This is a genomic window from Tistlia sp. (assembly GCF_040905785.1).
Classification (GTDB): Bacteria; Pseudomonadota; Alphaproteobacteria; order Kiloniellales; family DSM-21159; genus Tistlia.
The window spans coordinates 17187-36557 of sequence record NZ_JBBDQW010000054.1 but is presented as its reverse complement, the minus strand read 5'-3'; the positions used below and the strand labels follow the sequence as shown (position 1 = coordinate 36557).

Genomic DNA, 19371 nt, shown 5'->3' with positions numbered 1-19371 from the left:
CCCGGGCGGGCGGTGCTCAATCCGGCGCTTCCTCCGCCGGCGCCCCGGGTTCGACCGCTTCGACGGAGACCCCAGGCTCGCTGCTCGCGGTGATGCCGAGCTGCTCGGCGGCCTGGTCCGGCGCCAGGCCGAGCATCGCCAGGACGACCAGGGGCACCGGATCGGCCGGCTCGACCCGGATCTCCAGCCGACCGGGATCGGCCAGGAACTCCTGGACGGCGACGCCGACGGCGCGCGGCACCTGGCCCTGGCGCAGGGCCTCGGCGACCTGGAAGGCGGCGACCTGGCGCAGTTGCCGCGCGGTCATCCCCTGGTCGCCGGCCGGCCCGGCGAGGATGGCGTCCAGCCCGCCCTCGTCGACCAGGACCAGCCGCGCGGAGGCGAGGCGGCTGCGCAGGCCGGTCTCGGCGAAGGCGAGGGGGTCCTCGGCCAGGGTCTCCAGGTCGAGGTCGCTCAGCTCGAGCGCGAGCTCCAGCGAGGCCGCGGTCGGCAGCTCGAGGAGCAGCGGCCGGATCTCGAAGCGGCCGGACCCCGGCTCGGTCGTCAGGACGGCCTGCAGCCGGAACCCGCGGCCATGGCCGGCGGTCTCGATCGGCGCCCAGTAGCCGCCGAGCCGCGGGTCCGAGGCGTTCGTGGTCAGGCCGTCGACGGCAAGCCTGCTGCGCAGGGCATCGCCCTCGGGGCTCTGCTCGAACACCAGGCTGGCGAAGCCGGCCTCGCTGCCCTGCTCGCGCAGGCTGCCGCCTTCCAGCCGGGCGTGCTCGAGAAACAGGTCGGCGGGCAGCCCGCCGCCGGCCGCGGCGGTGGCCAGACGCGCCAAGTCGAGGCCTTCGGCGCCGCCGCGCGCCACCTCCAGCCGCCGGGCCGCCGCCGCCTCCAGGAGCAGGCGGTCGAAGCGCAGGCGCGCGAGCCGGCCGTCGGCGAGCCGTCCCAGCTCGGCCCGGGCCAGCGACCCGATCGGCCCGGTCGCGCGGCGCGGCGCGGGTGCCGGCAGGGATTCGGCTTCCCCGGCGGGACCGGTCATGGGTGCCTCGGACCCGGCCACCTCAGGCAGCGCGGCGGTGCGGTCGAAGCTCAGCTGCTCGATCTGCCCGGACTCGAACGCCAGCCGGCGCGGCCAGTCCCCGAGCCCGCCGAGGGGGCTGTCGTGGACGACGAGCCGCTTGAGCGCCAGCCGGTCGATCCGCCAGCGGCCCCGGGGTGTCACCAGCTCGAGGTTCCGGGCGCTGCCGGATCTCAGGCGCAGCCCCGCCGCGCCTTCCTGCGCGAGGCCGCCGGCCGAGAGCTCGGCGACCGTCAGGGTGAAGGGGTCGGGATGGCCGGGCGCGGAGATCGAGAGCTCGCGCACCTTGCCGCCGCGGGAGAAGAGGGCGACGTCGAGCGCGCCATAGGAGACCTCGGCGCCGGCCCCCAGCGAGGCCTCCAGCCGATCCAGCGCCGTCAGCCAGCCGCGCTCGGCCCGGTCGCGCAGCACGGCGGCCGATCCCAGCGCCACGAGCGCCAGCACCAAGAGCGCCGCGCCGACGGCAAGCTGCCTCCTCCGCATTTGGGCCTGTCCCTGTCCGGGCTTCTCGAGGCGGCACTCTAGCCTGGATTTCCAATACTGGAAGGGGTCGGCATCGCTGCTGGTGGGCTCGATCCGCCAGGAGCAGCCTGAAGAGCGTAGCCGAAGCTACGCTCGAGGGCTTCGACGCCGCGGGCGAGCCCGCCAGCAGCTCCAGTATGAGAAATCCAGGCTAGACCATCGCGGCGACCGCCGGAAGCAGGGCGGTCGCACCCCGACCCCCGAGGCAAGCCTTTAGATTTCAGGGTGTTGATCGCAGGCACGAAGAGCTCGACGAAAAACGGCGGCCGCGATGGCCGCCGTTCCTCGCATCCGCGGGCGGGACGCTTAGAGCACGTTCAGCACGGCGTCAGCGCTGGAAACCTCGAAGGCCCCCGGCTGCTCGACGTGCAGGGCCCGGACGACGCCGTCCTCGACGACCATGGCGTAGCGCTGGGAGCGCTTGCCCATGCCGAAGCCCGAAGCGTCGAACGACAGGCCCAGGGCGTCGGAAAACTCGGCGTTGCCGTCGGCCAGCATCATGACCTTGTCGCCGGCGCCCTGGTCGCGGCCCCAGGCGTCCATCACGAAGGCGTCGTTGACCGAAACGCAGGCGATCTTGTCGACGCCCTTGGCGCGCATCTCGTCGGCCTTCTGGATAAAGCCCGGCAGGTGCTTGGCCGAGCAGGTCGGGGTGAAGGCGCCGGGCAGCGCGAACACCACGACCTTCTTGCCGCCGAACAGCTCCTCGGTGGTGACCTCCTGGATGCCGTCGCTGGTCTTCATCTTGAGCTTGGTGCTCGGAATCTTGTCGCCGACATTGATCGTCATGCTGCTTCCCCTGATGCTTGGGTGTGAAATGGATCGGACGCCCCGAATGGGGCGCGCCTTGCGACAGAGATAAGCGGTCCATGGCCCGGCGCCAAGCGGCACCGCCCCCCTGTGCGACTGCAGCGGTAGGGGCAGCTTGAGCACTTTCTCATCAGTCGCGGTCATAGCCGGCAGCAGCGGACTAATTTTTGCGCTCGCTTGGGGTGAAAATGTCGACGGCCTGTGCAATCGCCTGCCAAAGGCCGTCGACGCTTCACGGTGCGAGCTTCTTGAGGAAGGCCTTGAGCTTTGAGAAGGGCACCTCGATCGGATTGAAGGCAAGGCTGTAGGCCGGCAGGAAGCGCAGCTCGGCGCCGGCGGCTTCGATGGCCTGGCGCACGGCGGCGCTCTTGTGGGCGGGCAGCTTGTCCATGAAGACGATGTCGCCGGCGCTCAGGGTCGGCAGCTTCGGTCAGCCCTCGGGCTCGCGATTGCCGCCGCGGCGACATGGGCTGCAGAGCACGCGGCGACGATTCCGGCCAGGTCTCGTTAACAACGACTTAAGCGCCGCGGGATAGAGCACGCGGCGTGATGATCGATCTCCGCACACTCGTCGTCGTGCATGCCCTGGTATCCATCCTGCTCGCCGTGCTGATGGTCGCGTTCTGCCATCGGCACCGGCAGATGCCCGGGCTCGGGCTCTGGTCACTGGGAAGCGCGCTGATCGGGCTGGCGGCTGTCGGCTTGAGCCTGCGCGGCAGTATTCCCGACTTTCTTTCTATTGTGTTGGCCAACACGGCGGGCATCGCCGGGCTGGCGACCCTGTGCAACGGCATTCGGCGCTTCGACGGCCGCCCGCCACGCTGGAGCGGTGCGGCGTTTGCCGTAACGGCGGTCGCCGCCTTTCTTGCCTATCACACCTATGTCGACAGGGACCTGACCGCCAGGATTGTCATGATGGCGGCCATGGTCGCGGCCTTCAGCCTGGTCGCCGCAGCCGAATTGATCCACGGCCCGGCCAGGAGCATGCGTGCGACCGCAGTGCCCGCCGCGGCGTCCTTCGGCTTCTTCGGCCTGGCCTACGCGGTGCGCGGGGTCGTGACGCAGATATCGCCGCCGGTCCCGACGTTGCTCGCCAACACGCCGGCCCAGAGCGTCCATTGGCTCGCCTCCCTGACCGGCAGCATTCTGATCGCCTTCGCGCTGCTGATGATGGCGGCGCATCGGCTGCAGCTGCAGGTTCAGGCGCGCAACCGGCAGCTCGCTGTCGCCCGGGCGCGCGCAGAGCGAGCGAACGAGGCCAAATCGGAGTTCCTCGCAGCGATGAGCCACGAGCTGCGCACGCCGCTCAATGCCATCATCGGCTTCTCCGACGTGCAGCAGCGCGAGCTGTTCGGGCCGCTCGGCCACCCGCGCTACCGCGAGTACGCGAAGGACATCCACGGATCGGGCACGCATCTCCTCGACCTCGTGACCTCGATCCTCGACCTGTCGAAGATCGAGGCGGGAAAACTCGACATCGTGCCTGTAGATCTGGACCCGCATACCGTCGTGGAGGAGGTCCTGCCGCTGGTGCGCGGCGCCGCGGAGGCGAAGGGCATCCGCCTTTCCGCCGAGGCCCCGGCGGTGCCCTCGCTCTGCCCGGCAGATCCGCAGGCCCTGAAGCAGATTCTCCTCAACCTGCTCTCCAACGCGGTCAAGTTCACGCCGGCGGGCGGCACGGTGACGCTGCGGCAGCTTGCCGAGCCCGTGGGCGGTGTCGCGCTGGTGGTCGAGGACAGCGGCGTCGGCATCCCCGCCGCGGACCTGCCGCGCCTCCTGAAGCCGTTCGAGCAGGGAAGCAGCGGTTACTCCCGACAGAACGGCGGCACCGGCCTTGGCCTGCCGCTGGTCGATGCCCTCGTCCGCCTGCACGGCGGCACCATGGAGATCGAGAGCGCCGCCGGCCGCGGCACCAGGGTAACCGTGCACCTGCCGCCGGCGAGACCGGCTTTGCTCGCCGCCGCCTCCTAGCTGTGAGCTTTCAACAGGTTGTCCATTCGGCCCCGTCCGAGGACAACCTGTTGAGGTTCCACAGCTAGTCGCCCGCCGCCAGGCGCGGCGCCCCGCCGGCCTCCTCCAGGCCGGCTTCCCCCAGCGCAGAGAGCACGCCCTCGACGCTCAGCAGCTCCGGCAAGGGCCGGCCCGCCGGCTGGCCGGGGCCGTAGACGGCGTTGAAGGGGATCCCGTAGCGACCGAAGCTGGCGAGGTAATCCGAGATCGCCGGGTCCGGCCGCGTCCAGTCGCCGCGCAACCGGACGACCTCGGATCCGCCGAGGGCGGCCAGCACGGCGGGATCGTCGAGCACCAGCGCCTTGTTGACCTGGCAGGTGATGCACCAGTCGGCGGTGACGTCGACGAAGACGACCTTGCCCGCGGCGACCAGGCGCGGAATCTCCGCGCTGTCGAGCCGCTGCCAGCCGGCCTGGGTCTGCCGCGCCGCGCCGCCCGACGGCGCCTGAACCGGCCAGGCGGCGACGGCGAGCAGCAGGGCGACCAGCGCCGCCCCGCCGGCGCCGACCGCCGTGCCTGGGAGGCGCCGGCGCAGCGCGATCAGCAGCGCCAGGGCGAGCAGCAGCAGCCCCGCAGCGACGGCCGCCTGCCAGCCGACCTGGGCGGCGAGCACCGACAGCAGCCACAGCGCCGTGCCGGCCAGGGCCAAGCCGAGCAGGCGGCGCAGCGTCACCATCCAGGGCCCGGGCCGGGGCAGCCGGGTCGCCAGGGCCGGAGCGGCCGCGACCAGCAGGTAGGGCAGCGCCAGGCCGAGCCCGAGGGCGGCGAAGACCGCCAGGATCTCCGGGGTACCGCGCGACAGCGCGAAGCCAACGGCGGTGCCGAGGAAGGGCGCCGAGCAGGGCGTCGCCAGCAGCGTCGCGAAGGCGCCGGTCAGGAAGTTGCCGGCCAGGCTGTGGTGACCGCCCGGCGGACCGCTGCCGAGCGAGGCGACGCCGCCGAGCCAGCCGGGCAGCGGAATCTCGAACAGGCCGAAAAGGTTGAGCGCGAACAGCGTGACCAGCAGGGTCATGGCGGCCAGGAACAGCGGCTGCTGGAACTGGATGCCCCAGCCGACCGCCAGGCCGGCGGCCTTGAGCCCGACGGCGAGGCCGGCGAGCAGCAGGAAGGACGCCAGGATGCCCGCGGCCGAGGCCAGGAAGGCGAGGCGCACGGCCCCGGACTCGCGGCCGCCGTGGCCGATCGCCGAGAGCAGCTTGATCGAGAGCACCGGCAGCACGCAGGGCATCAGATTGAGGATCAGGCCGCCGAGCAGCGCCAGCGCCAGGATCGGGGCCAGCGCGGCGAGCCGTGTCGAGGCGGGCGCAGTGGCCGGCGCGGGCGGCGCCGGCAGCGCCTCCAGCGTCACCGCCTCCTCGAGGCCGCGGTTGCCGTCGATCAGGGTCGCGATCACCGGCGTGCCGGTCAGCGTCCGTTCGCCCTGGGCGCCGTAGGAGACCGGCAGGCTGAGGGTGGCGCTGCGGCGGTCCTCGGCGAGCGCGACCTCAGGCCGGCCGAAGTGCAGGCCCGAGCCGCTCTCGATCAGCAGGTCCGGCGCCTCGAGGGGGGTCGCCGAGGCGATCTCGGCGACCAGCGTGGGCTGCGCGGCCCTGGTGTCGAGACCCAGCGTGGCGAAGCGCAGGCCGCTGCCGCCGTCGCCGGTCTCGGGGACCCGCGCGCGGAAGCGGTCGATCAGGAAGGCCTCGCGCGCCGGCGGCGCGGCACCGGGCGGCAGCTCGAGCGTAGCCGTCTGGCTGTGCGGCACGCAGATCTCCGCGCAGACCAGATAGTCGACCCGCGCGGCGAGGACCAGGGGCAAGGCCGGGTCGGCGGCGCGCGCCTCGACCGGCAGCACGACCTCCTTCTCGTAGCCGAATGTGTCGAGGCCGAACAGGCTGAAGCGGTACGGCACCGGCCAGGACAGGTTGGCGGACTCGAGGTTGCGCGAGGCCGACCAGTCCAGCGACACCGGGAAGCCCGCGTCCCCGGGCGAGCGCCAGTAGGTTTTCCAGCCCTCCTCCAGCTCGATCTGCAACCCGAGGCGCAGTTTGCCCGTTTCACCGAGGCCGTCGCTGGCCGACACCAGGCGCAGCCGGCTCTGGTCGTTGCCGACCCAGGGTCCGGCCGCGGCCAGGGCCTGCGGCACGGCGAAGAGCGCGGCCGACGTGCCGCCGAGCGTCAGGAGGGCCAGGGTGAGAAACAGGCGGCGCAGCAGGGCGGAAGCTCCTCGGGTCCGACGGACCGGTAACCTTTTTCTGAGGCTTGTCCGGCATATAGTATTCTTCGAGGAGACCGTGGCGTCACGAAGTCGTGGGGCGATGCGTCCGCTGGCCGCAGCGGAAAGGTGACAATGAGCAGGCAGCGAGAGTCCATGTTCGATCGACTGAGCGAGGCGGAAGGCAACTTCCTGACCGGCAAGCTGCTGATCGCGATGCCCTCGATGCAGGATCCCTGGTTCGAGCGCTCCGTGGTCTATCTCTGCGCCCATAGCGAGGAGTGGGCCATGGGCCTGGTGCTCAATCGCCTGGTCGAAAGCCTGAGCTTCCCCGACCTGCTGGCGCAGCTCGGCATCGAGGACACGGCGAGCCCGCCGATCCAGGTCCATTTCGGCGGCCCGGTCGAGACCGGGCGCGGCTTCGTGCTGCATTCGACGGAGTACCTCCAGGATTCCAGCCTGCAGATCGACGAGTCGGTGGCGCTGACCGCGACGGTCGACATCCTGCGCGACATCGCCCACGGCCGCGGCCCGCGGCGGCACCTGCTGGCCCTCGGCTACGCCGGCTGGGGTCCGGGGCAGCTGGACCAGGAGATTCAGGCGAACGGCTGGCTGATCGTCGACCCCGACGAGACGCTGCTGTTCGACGGCGACCTCCAGAACAAGTGGCAGAAAGCGGTCGACAAGATCGGCCTCGACCTCGGCAAGCTCAGCGGCGTCGCCGGCCATGCCTGACAGCCGCGCACCTCAACCCTGGGGGGCGCGCCAGTCCTCGCGGCAGAGGCCGTAGAGCAGGTGGTCCTGCCAGCGGCCGTCGATCATCAGGTAGCCGCGGGCCAGCCCCTCCTCCCGGAAGCCGAGCTTCTCCAGCAGGCTGCGGCTCGGCCGGTTGGCCGGCAGGCAGGCTGCCTCGAGCCGGTGCAGGCCGAGCGGCCCGAAGCTCCAGCCGATGAGCAGGCCCAGCGCCTCCTGCATGTAGCCCTGGCGGGCGTGGCGCCGGCCGGTCCAGTAGCCGAGGCTGGCCGACTGCGCGACGCCGCGCCTGAGGTTGGTCAGGGAGGCGGCGCCCACCAGCTCCGAGCGGCCCAGCTCCGCGCGGCCGGGCGCGGCGGCATCGCGCCGGAAGACCAGGAAGGCGTGCCCGCTGCCGGCCCGGCGCTCGCGGTCGTACTGGCGAATGCGGCGGCGGAAGGCCGCGGCGGTCAGGGCGTCGGCCGGCCAGCTCGGCTCCCAAGGCGTCAGGAAGGCGCGGCTCTCCCGGCGCAGGTCGGACCAGGCAGGCCAGTCGTCGAGGCTGGGCGCCCGCAGTTCCAGGCGCGGGCCGCTCAGCCGCGGGGCGGGCGGCCCGGATCGCGGGCCGGCCAGCGCGCGGACCAGCGGCGCGAGCCTCACCCCACCCCCCATCCGGCGCGCTTCATCCCGGCAAGCCCTCCTGGGGCCTCAAGCCCGCGCGACGGCGGTCCGGCCGGTCGGCCCGCCGAGGCGCTCGAGCAGCCGCTCGTAGCTCTCGACGCCGGCAGCCGGGCCGAGCAGCGTCAGGGTCGGCCGGCTGGCCAGCAGACGCGCGACGACGCGCGAGACGTCGCCGGTGTCGACCGCCTCGATCTTCGCGACGGTCTCCTCCGGCGGGATCGGCCGGCCGTGCGACAGAATGCCGCCGCCGAGGGATTCGGCGCGCGCGCTGGTCCGCTCCCGGCTCATCAGCACCGAGGCCTTGAGCTGCGCCTTGGCGCGCTGCAGCTCGGCCTCGCCGACGGGCGCGCTCGCGACCTTGCCGAGCTCGTCGCAGACGATCGGCAGCAGCTCGCCGGCCTCGGCCTCGCCGGTGCCGGCGTAGACCCCGAACAGGCCGCTGTCGGACTGGCCGTTGAGGAAGGAGAAGACCGAGTAGACGAGGCCGCGCTTCTCGCGCACCTCCTGGAACAGCCGCGAGGACATGCCGCCGCCGAACAGCATCGAGAAGACCTGCCCGGCGTAGTAGTCGGGGTCCTCGATGCCCAGGCCGTCGAAGCCGAGCAGCAGGTGGAGTTGCTCGAGGTCGCGCTCGTAGCGGCCCTCGCCGCCCCGGTAGCTGGGCGGCGTCTGCTCGGCCTGGCACTCGGCGCGGTGCGCGCCGAAGGCGGACTCCGCCAGCTCGACCAGCCGGCCATGCTCGAGCCGCCCGGCCGCCGAGAGCACCATGCGGCGGGCGCCGTAGCGGGTCTGCTGGTAGTCGAAGAGGGCCTGGCGCGGCAGGCTGGCGATGATCTCGGCGCGCCCGAGCACCGGCCAGCCGAGCGGCTGGTCGGGGTAGGCGACCTCCTGGAAGTAGTCGAAGACGATGTCGTCGGGGGTGTCCTCGGCCTGGCCGAGCTCCTGGAGCACGACCGCGCGCTCGCGCTTGAGCTCCTCCTCCTCGAAAGTCGAGTGCTGCAGGATGTCGGCCAGCAGGTCGAGGGCGAGCGGCAGGTCGTCGGACAGAATCTTGGCGTAGTAGGCGGTGGTCTCGCGGCCGGTGTAGGCGTTGAGGTGGCCGCCGACGGCCTCGATCTCCTCGGCGATCGCCTGGGCCGAGCGCCGAGCCGTGCCCTTGAAGGCCATGTGCTCGAGCAGGTGGGCGACGCCGTTGGCCGTGGCCGGCTCGTGGCGGGTGCCGACGCCGACCCAGACGCCGACCGAGACGGACTCGACCGTGTCCATGCGGTCGCTGGCGACGGTCAGGCCGTTCGAGAGGTGGCTCACGGTGACGCTCATGCCGGTGCTCCTGCCAGGGCGGAGCGCGCCCGGATGTGTGTCTTCAGCGCCTCGGCGTCGACCGGCAGGCGGTCGTAGCGCTCCGGGCGGGCGTAGAGGTCGGCCAGCCGCGCCGGCAGCGGCGGCCGCTCGCCCGTCGCCTGCTCGACGGCGTCGGGGAACTTGGCGGGGTGGGCGGTGCCGAGCGCGACCAGCGGCACCGCGCGGTCGAGCTCGAGGCCGCGCGCCGCGGCGGTCGCTACGGCGGTGTGGGGGTCGAGGAGCTGCCCGCTCTCGCGCCGGCGCAGCGCCATCTCCTGGAGCGTGCCGGCGTCGTCGAGGCGGAAGCCCTGGAAATCGCAGCGCATCGCCTGCCAGAGCTGGCGGGCGGGCGCGACGCGGCGCTGGTCGCGGAAGCGCGTCAGCAGGTCGCGCACCAGGTCGCCGTCGCGGTCGGCGGCCTCGAACAGCAGGCGCTCGAAGTTGCTCGAGACCTGGATGTCCATGGAAGGCGACAGGGTCGGCACCACCGCCTCCATGGCCAGCTCGCCGCCCTCGAAGAAGCGGGCCAGGATGTCGTTGGCGTTGGAGGCGACGACCAGCCGCTCGATCGGCAGGCCCATGCGCTTGGCGGCGTAGCCGGCGAAGACGTTGCCGAAGTTGCCGGTCGGCACCAGGAAGCTCAGCGGCCGGGCGCCGGCGCCGAGCGCGAGGCCGGCGGCGAAGTAGTAGACGATCTGGGCCATGATCCTGGCCCAGTTGATCGAGTTGACCGCCGAGAGCGGCACCTCGGCGCGGAAGCCGCGGTCGTTGAAGAGCGCCTTCACCAGGTCCTGGCAGTCGTCGAAGCTGCCGGCGACCGCGATGTTGTGGATGTTGGCGGCGTCGACCGTGGTCATCTGCCGGCGCTGGACCTCGCTGGTCCGGCCCTCGGGGTGCAGCATGAAGACCTCGACCCGGGCGCGGTCGCGGCAGGCCTCGATCGCCGCGGAGCCGGTGTCGCCCGAGGTCGCGCCGACGATCGTCAGATGCTGGCCGCGCGCGGCCAGGACGGCGTCGAACAGCGGGCCGAGCAGCTGCAGGGCGACGTCCTTGAAGGCCAGCGTCGGGCCGTGGAACAGCTCGAGCAGCCAGAGCCGCTCGTCGAGCTGGCGCAGCGGCGTCACCGCGGCATGCTCGAAGCCGGCATAGGCCTCGGCGACCAGCAGGTCGAAGCGCTCGGCGACCACGGAGCCGGCGACGAAGGGCCGCATGATGCGGGCCGCCAGCTCTGGGTAGGGCAGGCCGGCCAGCGCCTGCAGGTCGGCGGCCGAAAAATGCGGCCAGGCCTCGGGCAGGTAGAGGCCGCCGTCCGAGGCCAGGCCGGTCAGCAGGACGTCGTCGAAACCGAGGACCGGGGCCTGGCCCCGGGTCGAGCAGTAGCGCATGCGGGCTTCCAATGAACGGGCGAGGGCACTCTATGGGCGGCGGCCGGCCGGCGGCAAGGCGAAGCGGGCTCAGTCGTCGAGGTAGCGGGCCTTCAGATGGGCCTTGAAGACCGCCGGGTCGAGGGGCCGGCCGGTCGCCTGCTCGACCAGCTCGGTGGTGCTCCAGCGCGAGCCCTGGCCGTGGACCTTCTCGCGCAGCCAGCCGAGCAGGGGCGCGAAGTCGCCCTGCCCGATCGCCGCCGGGATCTCCGGCCGGTCTCGGCGCGCCGCCTCGAACAGCTGCGCCGCGATCACGGCGCCCACGGTGTAGGTCGGGAAGTAGCCGAAACCGCCGTCGTACCAGTGGATGTCCTGCAGGCAGCCGAGGCGGTCGTCGGGCGGGACGCTGCCGAACAGCTGGCGGAAGCCCTCGTTCCAGGCGCCCGGCAGCTCCTCGAGCGAGAGGTCGTCGGCGATCAGCGCGCGCTCCAGGCGGTAGCGCAGGATGACGTGCGCCGGGTAGGTGACCTCGTCGGCCTCGACCCGGATGAAGCCCGGCTCGACCCGGTGGTAGAGGCGCAGCAGGTTGTCCGGCTCCCAGAGCGGCCCGCTGCCGCCCAGCTCCTCGCGCGCCAGCGGCGCCAGGAAGCCGGCGAACTCGCGGCTGCGGCAGGCCTGCATCTCCATCAGCAGCGACTGGCTCTCGTGCAGGGCCATGCCGCGCGCCCGGCCGACCGGCTGCAACCGCCAGGCGGCCGGCAGGCCGCGCTCGTAGAGCGCGTGGCCGGTCTCGTGCAGCACGCCCATCATGGCGCTGGCGAAGTCGCTCTCGTCGTAGCGCGTGGTGATCCGCACGTCCTCGGGCACGCCGCCGCAGAAGGGATGCGCCGAGGTGTCGAGGCGGCCGTGGTCGAACTCGAAGCCGACGGCGGCCATCAGGCGCTCGGCCAGCCGCTTCTGGCGCGCCGCCGGGAAGGGTCCCGGCGGCAGCTCGCCCTGGGGCCGGCCCGCCTGGCGCTCCAGCACGCCGCCCAGGAAGTCCGGCAGGAAGCCGGCCAGGTCGTCGAACAGCGGATCGATCCGGTCGAGGGTCAGGCCGGCCTCGTACTCGTCGACCAGCGCCTCGTAGGGCGACAGGCCGAGCGACTCGGCCTTGGCCTCGGCCTTGCGCCGGACCAGGGACAGCAGCTCGGCGAGCAGCGGCCTGACGGCCTCGTAGTCGCCGGCCGGGCGCGCCGCCCGCCAGGCCATCTCGCAGCGCCGGCCGGCGCGCGACAGGGCCTCGACCAGGCTGCCCTCGAGCGCCGTGGCATGGCGCCAGTCGCGGCGCATCTCGCGCAGGTTGGCGCGCTGCCAGCCGTCGAGGCCTGCGGCCTCGGCTTCGGCCTGCTCCAGCAGGTCCCCGGTCTCGGGCGCGGCGACCAGCTCGTGGCCCAGCAGGTCCAGGGTCGCGAGCTGCTCGGCGCGCGCCGCGGCGCCGCCCGCCGGCATCATCGCCGACATGTCCCAGTGCAGCAGGCCGCCGGCTTCCGCCAGGACCTCGCGGCGGCGGAAGCGTGCCTCCAGGCGGTCGTAGGCGCTGTCGCTCATAAGTCTCCCATCCTCGTGCTCCGGCCCCTATAACCGGGGCCGGCCTTATAACCTGGGGCCGGGGACCAAGGAACGGGAGGGATGGCATGGCAGGCAAGCTGCCCCAGAGCGACGCGCGCGGCGCGCGCGGCGGAAGCGGAGCCGGCGGCGCCGGCTGGCAGGCCGAGGCGGAGGAGGACGCCGCCCTGGCCAGCTATGCGATCGACCGCCCGCGGGCCTGGTTCCTGCTCGCCACCCACTGCCTGCTGCCCGCCTTCATCCTCTGGCGCATGCTGCAGGGCGAGGGCGTGGCGCGCGAGGACCTGGTGGCCCTGCTCGTCGTCGCCGCCGTCTTCGGCTTCGCCGGCTGGTCGGTGGTGCGCGAGCTGCGCGCGCCGGGCCCGGCCCTGGTGCTGGAGCGCGACGGCTTTCGCGACCTCCGCCGCGGTCCCGACCTGGTGCCCTGGGAGCAGGTCATGGAAGCCAGCATGAAGCGCGGAATCCTCTCGCGCGGCGTCAAAATCGTGCTGGCCGACGGCAGCCGGGCCGACATCGACACCTCGCTGCTGAGGATCCGGCCGCGCAAGCTGACCGGCGAGATCGTCGAGGCGCTGCGCCGCTGGCAGGCGACCCACGAGGCGGCCGAGGAGGCCGAGGAGACTTAGGCGGGCCGCCGGCGCCAGACCAGGAAGACCGCGAGCAGCACGACCGCCAGGGCGAACCAGGTCAGGGCGTACTCCAGGTGGTTGTCGCTGATGGCGATGCGGGTGCGGCCGCCCTCGGGCCAGATGCCGGGGTGCTGGCCGGGCAGCGCCGCGAGGTAGAAGTCCGTGATCGGCCGCTCCAGGCCGGCGGCCGCCGCCATGGCGGGCAGGTCGAGCCAGAGCCAGCGGTTGCCGGCCGGGTCGTTGGTCGGCTCCAGCCAGGCGCTGCCGCTCCAGCCGCCGAGCCGGACCAGCCCGACCTGGGAAACCTCGCCCTCGAGCAGGCTCTCCGGCCGGCTCTCCGGAGCCAGGGCCTCGGGCGGCAGCCAGCCGCGGTCGATCAGCAGGGTGCGCCCGTCGGCCAGGCGGAAGGGCGTCACCAGGTGCAGGCCGACGACGCCCTCGCGGGTCCGCGAGACCAGGTGCAGCGAGCGGTCGTGGAGATAGCGGCCCTCGACGCGCAGCGGCCGGAACTCCAGCTCGGCCGGCTCGAGGGGCGCCGCCGCCGCCAGCGGCAGCGGCTCGGCGCTCCTGCTTTGCTCGAGCTCGGCGAGCAGGCCCTGCTTCCACTCCAGGCGCTGCAGCTGCCAGACGCCGAGACCGACCAGCAGGGCGATCGCCGGCAATACGACGGCCCAGGACCAGGGGCCGCCCGGACGCCGCCCTGGGTCCGGCGCGGCCGGGCTACGGCTCATAGTCGCGGCTGCCGCTGTCGGAGGCGCGGTGCCGGTACTGGAGCAGGATGAAGAGGGCCTTGAGGGGCCGGATCAGCAGCAGCGTCGTGCCGAGCACGAGCGGCACCCAGATCGCCATGTGCAGCCACTTCGAGGGCTCCCAGAGGCTGTCGACCCAGAGCGCAAGCGGCACGAAGAGCGCGCCCAGTCCGAGGATCAGGAAGACGGCCGGGCCGTCGCCGCTGTCCGCCTCCTTGAGGTCGAGGCCGCAGTGCCCGCAGCGCTCGGCGACCTCGAGGAAGCTGCCGTAGAGCTGCCCCCGTCCGCAGCGGGGGCAGCGGCAGCGAAGCGCGGCCGTGAGCGGCTGGCGCGGCCAGGCCGCGCTCACCGGCCGCTGGGTCCGGCCGATAGGTGAGCGCGTCGGAGCGCGCCTCGGTCCCGGCCGGCGGTCAATGGGCCGCCGGCGTGCCGGCGCCCCACCAGTAGACGCAGATGAACAGGAACAGCCAGACCACGTCGACGAAGTGCCAGTACCAGGCCGCAGCCTCGAAGCCGATGTGCTTCTGCGGGGTGAAGTCGCCGCGCACCGCCCGGATCAGGCAGACGAGCAGGAACAGCGTGCCGACCAGGACGTGAAAGCCGTGGAAGCCGGTCGCCATGTAGAAGGTCGAGCTGTAGATGTTGTCGCGGAAGCCGAAGGCGGCGTGGCCGTACTCGTAGGCCTGGAAGGCCGAGAACATGATGCCCAGGACGACGGTCAGCGCCAGGCCCTGGACCAGGCCGCGCCGGTCGTTCTCGCGCAGGGCATGATGCGCCCAGGTCACGGTGCAGCCCGACAGCAGCAGGATCAGCGTGTTGAGGAAGGGCAGCGAGAAGGGCGCGAAGGTCTCGATCGAGACCGGCGGCCAGACCCCGCCGGTCGCCTCGACGCGCAGGAACTGCTTGGCCTCGTCGGGGAACAGGCTGGCGTCGAAGTAGGCCCAGAAGAAGGCCGCGAAGAACATCACCTCCGAGGCGATGAACAGCAGCATGCCGTAGCGCAGGCCGATCTGGACGATGCCGGTGTGATGGCCGTGCTTCGACTCCTGGATCACCTGGCTCCACCAGGCGAACATGGTGACCAATACCATGGCGACGCCGACCGGCAGCAGCCAGGCCGTGACGTCGTGCATGAACAGCACCATGCCGGTCGCCAGGACGCCGCCCGCGACGGCGCCGAACAGCGGCCAGGGGCTCGGGTCGACGAGATGGTAGGGATGGCTGTGCGCCTCGCTCATGGTCCTGTTCCCCTTCGTGCTGCCCGACCCTCCGGCCGGCGCAGGCTATAGCTCAATCGCGGTCACTGCGGAAGGGCGGCGCTCTGCCTTGCCGCCGCCTCGCGCGGCGGCAAGGCGCTGGTCGTCGCCTCGCCGTCCCGGTCGACCTCTGCCTCTGCCTCGGCGTCGGCGAAGAAGGTGTAGGACAGCGTGATCGTCCCGACCTCCGCCGCGTTGGCGTCCTCGACGATCGCCGGATCGACGAAGAAGGAGACGCCCATGTCGACGCTCTCGCCGGGCTCGAGGGCCTGGGAGGTGAAGCAGAAGCACTGCACCTTGTTGAAGTACTGGCCGACCTTGAGCGGCGTCACGTTGAAGGTCGCCACGCCGGCGGTCCGGTGCGCCGCCAGGTTCTCGGCCTTGAAGAACACCAGGCCCGACTCGCCGACCCGCAGCGTCACCTCGCGCTGCTCGGGGGCGAAGCGCCAGGGCAGGTCCTTGGCGACGAAGCCCTCGAAGCGGACCTTGACGCTGCGCTCGAGCGCCTGTGCCGGCGCCTCCTGGGCGACCTGGGTGGTGCCGCCCAGGCCGGTCACCTGGCAGAACACCCGGTAGAGGGGGACCGCGGCGAAGGACAGCCCGACCATGCCGCAGACGACCACGCCCAGGGCCAGCGCCAGCCGGCCGTTGCGCTTGGCGGAGTGGTGCCTGGAGGTGCTGCGGGGCGCGGCCATGGCCTCAGCCGCCCATCCGGACGATGGAGACCAGGTAGACCAGCACGGCGAAGCCGACGAGGGCGGCCAGGACGGCCAGGTTCTTGCCGCGCTTGGAGCGGTAGTAGGCGCGCCGCTCCTGCTCGCTCTGCCGGCGCTCTCCGGTCCCGGGCTGCGGATCGGCCATGGCGCCTACCCCATCAGGCCGGGCAGCAGCCCCGGCGCACGGTCGACGATCAGCGCGGCGAACAGCAGGAACAGGTAGAGGATCGAGAAGCCGAACATGCGCCGGGGCGCGCGCTCGTCGCGGGCCCGCAGCACGTCGAGCGCGCAGGCGACGAACAGCAGGCCGAGCAGCAGTGCCAGGCCGGCGTAGACCGCGCCGGCGACGCCGAGCAGCGCGGGCAGCGGTGCAACCGGCAGCAGCACCAGGGTGTAGAGCAGCATCTGCCGGCGCGTCGCCTCGGCGCCGGCCACGACCGGCAGCATGGGCACCCCGGCGCGGGCGTAGTCGCCGGCGCGGTAGAGCGCCAGCGCCCAGAAGTGCGGCGGGGTCCACAGGAAGATGATGCCGAACAGCACCAGCGGCGCGAGATCGAGCCCGCCGGTCACGGCGGCCCAGCCGATCATCGGCGGGAAGGCGCCGGCGGCGCCGCCGATGACGATGTTCTGCGGCGTCCGGCGCTTGAGCCAGAGCGTGTAGACGAAGACGTAGAAGGCGTTGGCGAGGCCGAGCAGCGCCGCCGCGGTCCAGTTGACCGCGAGGCCCATCAGCATGACCGAGAAGAGCGACAGGACGACGCCGAAGGCCAGCGCCTCGGCCGGCTCGACGCGGCCCTGGGGGATCGGTCGTCCGCGCGTCCGGCTCATCACCGCGTCGATGTCGCGGTCGTACCACATGTTGATGGCCCCGGCCGCGCCGGCGCCGATCGCGATGCACAGGATCGCCACGGCCGCGATCAGCGGGTGCGGGCTGCCGGGCGCGACCAGCAGGCCGGCCAGGCCGGTGAAGACGACGAGGCTCATCACGCGCGGCTTGAGCAGCGCGATGTAGTCGCGCACGGCCGCCTCGCCGGCGCGCCCCGCGCCGGCCGCCGCCACGCCCCGTCCGATCTCTGCCGCGCTGTCGCTCACGCTATCCCGGTCCGTTCAGAAGAAGGGGCCGGCCGGCACCCGAAGGCGTCGGCCGCTCGAAGCTCTTCGGCCGCCCTGCCCCGCTACTTGATCCGGGGCAGCTCGTTGAAGGTGTGGAACGGTGGCGGCGAGGCCACGGTCCACTCGAGGGTCGTCGCACCCTCGCCCCAGTAGTTCTCCCCGACCCGGCGGCCGGCCATCAGCACGTAGATCATCAGGCCGACGAAGAAGAGCGTCGAGGCGAAGGAGATGTAGGAGCCGAGCGAGGACACCTGGTTCCACCCGGCGAAGGCGTCGGGGTAGTCGATGTAGCGCCGCGGCATGCCCTGCAGGCCCAGGAAGTGCTGCGGGAAGAAGGTCAGGTTGACGCCGATGAAGGTCGTCCAGAAGTGCAGCTTGCCGGCCCACTCGGGATAGGTCCGCCCGCTCATCTTGCCGATCCAGTAGTAGATGCCGGCGAAGATGCCGAAGACCGCGCCCAGGCTCAGCACGTAGTGGAAGTGCGCCACCACGTAGTAGGTGTCGTGCAGGGCGGTATCCAGGCCGGCGTTGGCCAGCACGACGCCGGTGACGCCGCCCACGGTGAACAGGACGATGAAGCCGAGCGCCCAGAGCATCGGCGTCTTGAAGGAGATCGAGCCGCCCCACATGGTCGCGATCCAGCTGAAGATCTTCACGCCGGTCGGCACCGCGATGATCATGGTCGCGGCGGTGAAGTAGGCCTTGGTGTCGACGTCCAGGCCCACCGTGAACATGTGGTGCGCCCAGACGATGAAGCCGATCGCGCCGATCGCGACCATGGCGTAGGCCATGCCCAGGTAGCCGAACACCGGCTTGCGCGAGAAGGTCGAGACGATGTGGCTGATGATCCCGAAGGCCGGCAGGATCATGATGTAGACCTCGGGGTGGCCGAAGAACCAGAACAGGTGCTGGAACAGGATCGGGTCGCCGCCGAGCTCGGGATTGAAGAAGGAGGTGCCGAAGTTGCGGTCGGTCAGCAGCATGGTGATCGCGCCGCCGAGCACCGGCACCGCCAGCAGCAGCAGGAAGGCGGTGACCAGCATCGCCCAGATGAACAGCGGCATCTTGTGCAGCGTCATGCCGGGGGCGCGCATGTTGAAGATGGTCGTGATGAAGTTGATCGCGCCCAGGATCGAGCTGGCGCCGGCCAGGTGCAGGGCGAAGATCGCCATGTCGACCGACGGCCCGGGATGGCCGAGCGAGGAGGACAGCGGCGGGTAGATGGTCCAGCCGGTGCCGGCGCCGGTGCCGACGAAGGCCGAGCCGAGCAGCAGCAGGAAGGCCGGCACGAGCAGCCAGAAGGAGATGTTGTTCATCCGCGGGAAGGCCATGTCGGGCGAGCCGATCATGAGCGGGATGAACCAGTTGCCGAAGCCGCCGATCAGCGCCGGCATGACCACGAAGAAGACCATGATCAGGCCGTGGGCCGAGATGATCACGTTCCACATCTGCCCGGGATCGGCGGACAGCATGTTGAAGATCTGGATGCCCGGCTCGTCGAGCTCCATGCGCATCAGCACGGAGAAGCCGCCGCCGATCAGGCCGGCGACGACCGAGAAGATCAGGTAGAGCGTACCGATGTCCTTGTGGTTCGTCGAACAGAACCAGCGGACGAAGAAGCCCGGCCTGTGATCGCCATAGCCGTGGTCGTGCCCATGCCCGTGCGTGGCAGCGTTGTCGGTCGCCATCTCGCTGTCGTCCTCTCGTCTGTCGCGTCAGCGCGCCGGCGCGGCGTCGGCCAGCCGGGTCGGCCGGGGCGCCGTCGGCGCCTCGGCATACTCCTCGTAGGCCTGATCCAGCCAGGCGGCGAACTCTTCCTTGGAAACCACGTTCACCATGGTTGCCATGTTGTAGTGGGCGGTGCCGCAGAGCTCGGAGCACTGGCCGTAGTAGGTGCCGACCTCGCGCACGCGGGTCCAGGTCTCGTTGGCGCGCCCCGGCACGGCGTCGATCTTGAAGCCGAAGGAGGGCACCGTGAAGCTGTGCAGCACGTCGCTGGCGGTCACGATGAAACGCACCGTGGTGTCGACCGGCAGCATCAGCGGCATGTCGGTCGCGAGCAGGCGCGGCAGGCCCTGCTCCTGCGCCTCCTCGTCGGTCAGCGGCAGCGAGGTGTACTCGAAGCTGCCGTGCTCCGGGTGGTCGTAGCCGTAGGTCCAGTTCCACTGGTTGCCGGTGACCCGCACCGTCACCTCCGCGTCGGGGATGCGGTCCTGGGTATAGAGCAGCTTGAAGGAATCGATGGCGATGAACATCAGGATCAGCACCGGCACGACGGTCCAGGCGATCTCGATGAGGGTGTGATGGGTGCGCTTCGAGGGCGTCGGGTTCGCCGAGGCGCGGAAGCGGAACGCCACGTAGGCCAGCAGCACGATGACGAAGAGGGTGATGGCGACCGTGATGACCAGGAGCTCGTCGTGGAACGCCTCGATCATGTCCTTGACCTCGGTAGCCGAGGTCTGCAGGCCCATGCCCCAATTCTCGGGCTGCGCGGCGAAGGCGGTTTCGCCAACGGCAGCAAAGCCGCACAGCACGGCGGCGAAGACGAACCAGCGCATCGACTTCCTTCCCCAGTTTCCGCGG

At 71.7% G+C, this 19371-nt stretch carries 19 protein-coding genes; 3 read left to right on the top strand and 16 right to left on the bottom strand.

Going from position 1 to position 19371, the window contains the following annotated elements; translation table 11 throughout:
- Positions 1-16: 16 nt before the first annotated feature.
- The 3 genes from WD341_RS12665 to WD341_RS12655 all read right to left on the bottom strand — a co-directional run bounded on the left by WD341_RS12665 (position 17) and on the right by WD341_RS12655 (position 2795).
- Positions 17-1546 carry a hypothetical protein gene (locus WD341_RS12665; RefSeq protein WP_368425823.1) on the bottom strand — a complete coding sequence of 510 codons (1530 nt, stop codon included), beginning with the start codon at positions 1544-1546 and terminating at the stop codon, positions 17-19.
- Between the two features lie 345 nt (positions 1547-1891).
- Entirely contained in the window at positions 1892-2374 is a 483-nt protein-coding gene (locus WD341_RS12660) for a peroxiredoxin (protein WP_368425822.1), read from the bottom strand.
- 253 nt (positions 2375-2627) lie between these two features.
- Positions 2628-2795 carry a transposase gene (locus WD341_RS12655; RefSeq protein WP_368425885.1) on the bottom strand — a complete coding sequence of 56 codons (168 nt, stop codon included), beginning with the start codon at positions 2793-2795 and terminating at the stop codon, positions 2628-2630.
- Between the two features lie 149 nt (positions 2796-2944).
- Here WD341_RS12655 and WD341_RS12650 point away from each other — a divergent pair, with 149 nt between their 5' ends.
- Positions 2945-4366 (top strand): sensor histidine kinase, encoded by a 1422-nt coding sequence (locus WD341_RS12650; RefSeq protein ID WP_368425884.1) that lies wholly within the window; start codon positions 2945-2947, stop codon positions 4364-4366.
- A gap of 64 nt (positions 4367-4430) precedes the next feature.
- Here the strand turns inward: WD341_RS12650 and WD341_RS12645 are convergent, their stop codons facing one another.
- Positions 4431-6530 carry a protein-disulfide reductase DsbD family protein gene (locus tag WD341_RS12645; protein WP_368425821.1) on the bottom strand — a complete coding sequence of 700 codons (2100 nt, stop codon included), beginning with the start codon at positions 6528-6530 and terminating at the stop codon, positions 4431-4433.
- 225 nt (positions 6531-6755) lie between these two features.
- Here WD341_RS12645 and WD341_RS12640 point away from each other — a divergent pair, with 225 nt between their 5' ends.
- The gene (locus tag WD341_RS12640; protein ID WP_368425820.1) at positions 6756-7334 is read left to right on the top strand and encodes a YqgE/AlgH family protein; all 579 of its coding nucleotides are present in this window, start codon (positions 6756-6758) and stop codon (positions 7332-7334) included.
- 12 nt (positions 7335-7346) lie between these two features.
- On the opposite strand, the gene WD341_RS12635 is transcribed toward WD341_RS12640, so the two are convergent.
- The 4 genes from WD341_RS12635 to WD341_RS12620 all read right to left on the bottom strand — a co-directional run bounded on the left by WD341_RS12635 (position 7347) and on the right by WD341_RS12620 (position 12307).
- Positions 7347-7991 (bottom strand): GNAT family N-acetyltransferase, encoded by a 645-nt coding sequence (locus WD341_RS12635; RefSeq protein ID WP_368425819.1) that lies wholly within the window; start codon positions 7989-7991, stop codon positions 7347-7349.
- A 48-nt stretch (positions 7992-8039) separates the two neighbouring features.
- Positions 8040-9332, bottom strand: a complete 1293-nt coding sequence (locus tag WD341_RS12630) for a M16 family metallopeptidase (protein WP_368425818.1) — start codon at positions 9330-9332, stop codon at positions 8040-8042.
- On the bottom strand, positions 9329-10738 hold the full coding sequence (thrC, locus tag WD341_RS12625; protein WP_368425817.1) for a threonine synthase: 1410 nt from the start codon (positions 10736-10738) through the stop codon (positions 9329-9331). The genes WD341_RS12630 and thrC overlap by 4 nt, the downstream gene beginning before the upstream one ends.
- 69 nt (positions 10739-10807) lie before the next feature.
- A complete protein-coding gene (locus WD341_RS12620) occupies positions 10808-12307 on the bottom strand; it encodes a carboxypeptidase M32 (RefSeq protein WP_368425816.1) in 1500 nt (499 codons plus the stop codon).
- A gap of 86 nt (positions 12308-12393) precedes the next feature.
- Here WD341_RS12620 and WD341_RS12615 point away from each other — a divergent pair, with 86 nt between their 5' ends.
- Complete coding sequence (locus WD341_RS12615; RefSeq protein ID WP_368425815.1) at positions 12394-12951, top strand: hypothetical protein; 558 nt, start codon at positions 12394-12396, stop codon at positions 12949-12951.
- Here WD341_RS12615 and WD341_RS12610 read toward each other — a convergent pair.
- The 8 genes from WD341_RS12610 to coxB all read right to left on the bottom strand — a co-directional run bounded on the left by WD341_RS12610 (position 12948) and on the right by coxB (position 19346).
- Positions 12948-13685: an SURF1 family protein gene (locus WD341_RS12610; RefSeq protein WP_368425814.1), complete on the bottom strand. Its 738-nt coding sequence runs from the start codon at positions 13683-13685 to the stop codon at positions 12948-12950. The genes WD341_RS12615 and WD341_RS12610 overlap by 4 nt on opposite strands.
- The gene (locus WD341_RS12605; protein WP_368425813.1) at positions 13675-14052 is read right to left on the bottom strand and encodes a DUF983 domain-containing protein; all 378 of its coding nucleotides are present in this window, start codon (positions 14050-14052) and stop codon (positions 13675-13677) included. Before WD341_RS12605 ends, WD341_RS12610 begins: the two co-directional genes overlap by 11 nt.
- A gap of 61 nt (positions 14053-14113) precedes the next feature.
- A complete protein-coding gene (locus WD341_RS12600; protein ID WP_368425812.1) occupies positions 14114-14941 on the bottom strand; it encodes a cytochrome c oxidase subunit 3 in 828 nt (275 codons plus the stop codon).
- Positions 14942-15003: 62 nt separating this feature from the next.
- On the bottom strand, positions 15004-15654 hold the full coding sequence (locus WD341_RS12595) for a cytochrome c oxidase assembly protein (protein ID WP_368425811.1): 651 nt from the start codon (positions 15652-15654) through the stop codon (positions 15004-15006).
- Positions 15655-15658: 4 nt separating this feature from the next.
- Entirely contained in the window at positions 15659-15820 is a 162-nt protein-coding gene (locus WD341_RS12590) for a hypothetical protein (protein ID WP_368425810.1), read from the bottom strand.
- Between the two features lie 5 nt (positions 15821-15825).
- Entirely contained in the window at positions 15826-16746 is a 921-nt protein-coding gene (locus tag WD341_RS12585; protein ID WP_368425883.1) for a heme o synthase, read from the bottom strand.
- Between the two features lie 104 nt (positions 16747-16850).
- Positions 16851-18476, bottom strand: coding sequence for a cytochrome c oxidase subunit I (gene ctaD / locus WD341_RS12580; protein ID WP_368425809.1), 1626 nt, complete (start codon positions 18474-18476; stop codon positions 16851-16853).
- Between the two features lie 27 nt (positions 18477-18503).
- Positions 18504-19346 carry a cytochrome c oxidase subunit II gene (gene coxB / locus WD341_RS12575; protein ID WP_368425808.1) on the bottom strand — a complete coding sequence of 281 codons (843 nt, stop codon included), beginning with the start codon at positions 19344-19346 and terminating at the stop codon, positions 18504-18506.
- Positions 19347-19371: the final 25 nt, after the last annotated feature.